This window comes from Maribacter sp. (assembly GCF_049667165.1).
Taxonomy (GTDB): Bacteria; Bacteroidota; Bacteroidia; order Flavobacteriales; family Flavobacteriaceae; genus Maribacter_A.
On the sequence record NZ_JBATHS010000082.1, the window covers coordinates 1 to 4,641 of the forward strand.

Consider the following 4,641-nt stretch of genomic DNA (forward strand, 5'->3'; position numbering starts at 1 on the left):
AAATACTCCAAGGCATAATCCTCTGAAATCAACCCTAGGTTAATACCATCTTCAAAATCGATTATGGTGTAGCAAATATCATCAGCGGCTTCCACTAAAAAAGTCAACGGATGCCTTGAAAATGAAATATCGTTTCCTTTTCGGGTCTGGGCAAGCCCCAGTTCCCCCGCAATGGAAAGGAAGGTTTGTTTTTCAGATTGAAAAAAACCGAATTTCTTATCGGCTATATGCTTGGTAGGTTTCTTGGGCAATGATTCCTTCGGATACTTCATAAAGGCCCCCAATGTGGCATACCCCAATCGAAGCCCCCCATCAACACCCGCCTTTGATTCTGTCAAAAGCTTAAAGCCATTGGCGTTCCCTTCAAAATCAATAATGTCTTGATATTCTTTCTCCGACAACACATCGCGGAATTGGAGTCCGTTCCCTGTCTTAAAGTACTCGCCAATCGCTTTTTCCCCACTATGTCCAAATGGCGGATTGCCAATATCATGGGCCAGCGCGGCCGCGGCCACAATGGCCCCGAAATCATTGAATTGATACCCATGCACTTTATTGAGGTGTGGGTGTTTTTCCAAAATACTCTTCCCGGCGATCCTTCCCAGGCTACGTCCAACCACGGATACTTCTAAACTGTGCGTAAGCCGCGTATGTACAAAATCGGTCTTTGAAAGCGGTATTACTTGGGTTTTGTCCTGCAAGCTCCGAAAGGCCGATGAAAAGATAATGCGGTCATAGTCGACTTCAAAACCCAACCGGGTCTCATCCTGTTCTTTGCGTAACCTTTTATGTGCATCACCATGGCGTCGTAATGAGAGTAGTTGTTCCCAGTTCATTGTAGCTGTTTTGCAACGGCAAGATACATTATTTCAATGTTAAGAAATGATAATTTCAATCGAAACTTAACTTAAAGCCATTAACCTTTTTCTAACCTTTTAATCAAAGTATTTTAAAATGCGGTTAACATGTTCTTTACAGTTCATGGGTTTCTTTGCTGCGGTATTTAATTAGAGAGAAAATCAAGCATGAAAAAAATTATTTTTAGTCTTTTAGTATTGACCACCACAGTGCTTAGTGCCCAAAAAACGGGAAGCATTGTCGGAACGCTTACCGATAAGGCAATGAACAATGAACCATTGCCCTTTGCCAACGTGGTTTTAAAAGGAACAACCAAGGGAACCACATCCGATTTTTATGGCCTTTATGAAATTCCCAACCTAGAACCGGGTACCTATACAGTGGTATACAGTTTTTTGGGGTATGAAACCGTCGAAATTCCTGAGGTAACGGTTGAAGCCGGCAAAGTCACCGCTATAGATGTGCCTATGGTAGCCACAGGAGTGGCATTGGAAGGGGTAACGGTTACCACGGTAGCCAGAAAAGATTCTGAGACGGCACTCTTGATAGACCAGAAAAAAGCCGCGGAAATCAAAGAAAGTATTGGTGCCGTTGAGCTCGGTAAAATCGGTGTTTCCGACGTAGCGACCGCGACCACAAAAATATCAGGGGTATCTAGTAGTGAGGCCTCAGGGGATGTTTTTGTACGTGGCCTTGGAGATCGATACCTATCGACAACGCTGAACGGGTTAACGGTGCCTTCTGATGATGTGGATAAGAAAAATATTGACTTATCGCTCTTTCCTACCCGGGTAATCAGAAATGTGAGTATCAGCAAAACATATGCTGCACAATCCTCCGCAGACCAATCTTCGGGCAACATAAACATCAGTTCAAGGGAACTGGTAGGTTCTAGGGAATTACGGGCAGGTCTTACTACGGGTGTCAATACCAATGTTGCAAAAAGCGGGGTTTGGGAGAACTTTAAAACCTCCCCCAATCAAAGCGATGTGACTTTTGGTTTTTACAATTCGAATAGAAGTACACAACAACAAATCACCCAACAAGGTTGGAACACCAGGAAACAGGATAATCCTATGGACTATTCGTTTTCCCTAACGGCCGGAAAAAGAATAAATGACAAGCTATCTGTCTTTTTTACGGGGTCACATTCCCGTTCCTATGAATTTCAACAAGGCCTTTTCCGTCAATATAGGTCCAACTTCGTAGATGATACCATCACCGATGCCACAACCTATCGCAATAAAATCGTAAACACGGCATTATTGGACATCGCGTTCTTTGCCAACGATAAAAACAAGGTGAAGTCAAGTACCTTCTTTGTAAACAAGTTAAGCGAAGCCATATTCGAAGGGGGGCGAAACGGGGAAGCCACTATTTTCGAGGAAACCGCTCCTGCCGAAGGCTTGTTCCAATTTATCAGGGACCAAAATACGAAACAGACCCGTTTGCTGGTCACCCAATTATTGGGCACCCACGAACTAGGGGATAAGAATACCTTGAAATGGGCCGGTGGTTATAATATTCTGAACGCCGATGAACCCAACAGAATCAGAAATGAGGTGAATTGGGACCCAAATGAGGTTGAACCGTCATTTGATGTGCAACTGGGCAGAAATGGAGGATTTCAACAAAGAAAGTCGAGCCAAGCAATTGAGGACATTGAATTCAATGGTTTTGTAACAGATGCTTTACAGATTATTGACGAAGATGAAAAATCCTTTAAAATAGAATTGGGAGTCTCCTATAGAAACAAACAACGGGATTTCAGTTCAGAATTCGTGGGTGTTGAAGAAACTTCGACCAACGCCATAAACCCCTCTTCCATTGATAACATCGGGAGTATATTCCAACAATCCAACTTTGATAATGGCCTATTGGAACTCAATCTATTGGGATCTAATGCCAATGATGAACGCAAGGACATCTACACTGGTGAATTGGATTCTAAGGCTGCCTTTGCTGATTTCAATGTTGGACTTAACAAGTGGAACATCAATGCCGGACTTCGTTTTCAAAAAGATGAAATAACGGTGAACTATGATATTGGAAACTTATTTCCGAGAACCGGGGAAAGCACACAAGAATACAATAACCTCTACCCGAGCTTAAATATTAAGTATGCCCTGAATGACTTTCATGCCTTACGGCTTTCTATGAGTAGAACGTTGACCCTGCCCGAATTCAAGGAAGTTTCACCCTTTGAATATGTCTCCCCAACAGGTCAGGTAATTCGCGGTAACGTAGATGTAAGGGCCTCTAAAAACTTGAATTATGATGTTAAATGGGAATACTTTCCCTCTACAACCCAATTGGTTTCCTTTTCTGCTTTTTATAAGGATATATCAGACCCTATAAACAAAGTCAGGGATAGAGGTTCAGCAGGGGTGTTCTCTTATTTCAACTCCGCTGAAAAAGCGGAAGTTTTTGGCCTCGAAGCCGAAACCAGGGTAGACTTGATCAATCCGGATTTCAACGAACAAGATGGTACCAAGAGCGGAAACAACCTAAATCTGGTCTTGAATGCAACACGTATGTGGCACTCACAGGATCTAAAGGAAATCTTTAATGAGGAAGGCACTTTACTAAGGACGTTCCGATATAAAGGCATTGAGAAAACCGACCTACAAGGCGCTTCAGACTGGATCTTCAATTCAAGTCTAAATTTCAATTCCGTAGGCGAAAATCAATTTTCTGCATCCCTGAACGCAAACTATGCATCCGATAAAATATATGCCTTAGGGGTACCCACAGACCAATCGAACCGGGATATCTTTTATGACGATGCCATTATTGAAAAAGGGTTTGTGGTTCTTAATGCCGTTGTGAGCAAAGTGATTGCCAAAAATTGGAAGCTAACCCTTATCGGGAAAAACCTTTTGAATCCTGAGATAAAACAAACACAGCGCATTTTGAAGAATGTTGCTGAAATAGCCTCAGACCCAGCTGCAAAAAGATTGGAAGTAGATGAAACCGTCAGCTCCTATACTACTGGCGTGGGCTTAAGCATAGGTCTTCGTTATAATTTTTAATTGAATATAATAACTAATAAATTCTAAAACCCTATTTTATGAAAACGAAAAATTTAAGATTAACAATGGGTCTTTTGACCATCTTCAGCTTGTTCATGGCGAGTTGTTCTAGTGAAGACGACGGTGGTACAGACCCAGCACCTGAAGCCACATGTACCGACCAAAAAATGAACGGTGATGAAACCGGCGTAGATTGCGGGGGCTCCTGTGCACCTTGTGAAAACACAAACCTAACGGGTTCAATGTCCGAAGACAGATCTTTGGATGCCAGTAAAACCTATACACTTTCCACAACTTTCAGTGTTGAGTCCGGAGCTACATTAACCATTCCTGCAGGCACTAAAATCGTTGCCAATGTCGAGAGTGGAGATGAGACCAGTACCTATATTGTAGTTCAAAAAGGAGGTAAAATCAATGTTCAAGGTACGGCCTCCAATCCAGTGGAAATGACTTCTGCCAACGAAGCCCCCGGAGACTGGGGTGGTTTGGTAATCGCAGGGAATGCCACAACCACGGAAGGTACGGATGCTACTGCTGAAGTAGGCCAGATTACTTACGGTGGAACGGATGATGCCGATAACTCTGGTGCGATCAGCTATTTGATCATCAGATATGCGGGTGCCCAGATCAACCCTGACTCACAGTACAATGGTCTTACCCTTTATGCCGTAGGTTCTGGTACCACGATTGACAATGTTGCCATGATCGATGGTAAGGATGATGGCGTTGAATTCTTTGGTGGTACCGTTTC

2 protein-coding genes and 1 pseudogene are annotated in these 4,641 nt (G+C 43.1%); 2 read left to right on the forward strand and 1 reads right to left on the reverse strand.

Annotated features, from left to right (window positions below; all coding sequences use genetic code 11):
* A partial coding sequence (dgt, locus tag WBM98_RS04490) for a dGTP triphosphohydrolase (RefSeq protein ID WP_424364832.1) occupies positions 1–836 on the reverse strand: 836 nt, incomplete at its 3' end.
* Between the two features lie 189 nt (positions 837–1,025).
* Between dgt and WBM98_RS04495 the strand changes: the two genes are divergently transcribed.
* On the forward strand, positions 1,026–3,890 hold the full coding sequence (locus WBM98_RS04495; RefSeq protein WP_424364833.1) for a TonB-dependent receptor domain-containing protein: 2,865 nt from the start codon (positions 1,026–1,028) through the stop codon (positions 3,888–3,890).
* A 38-nt stretch (positions 3,891–3,928) separates the two neighbouring features.
* Positions 3,929–4,641: pseudogene (locus tag WBM98_RS04500) on the forward strand (hypothetical protein); the annotation flags it as partial.

What these genes read in the sequence shown, in the direction of transcription:
- WBM98_RS04495 (WP_424364833.1), top strand. Translation starts at nt 1,026, where the DNA reads ATGAAAAAAATTATTTTTAGTCTTTTAGTATTGACCACCACAGTGCTT.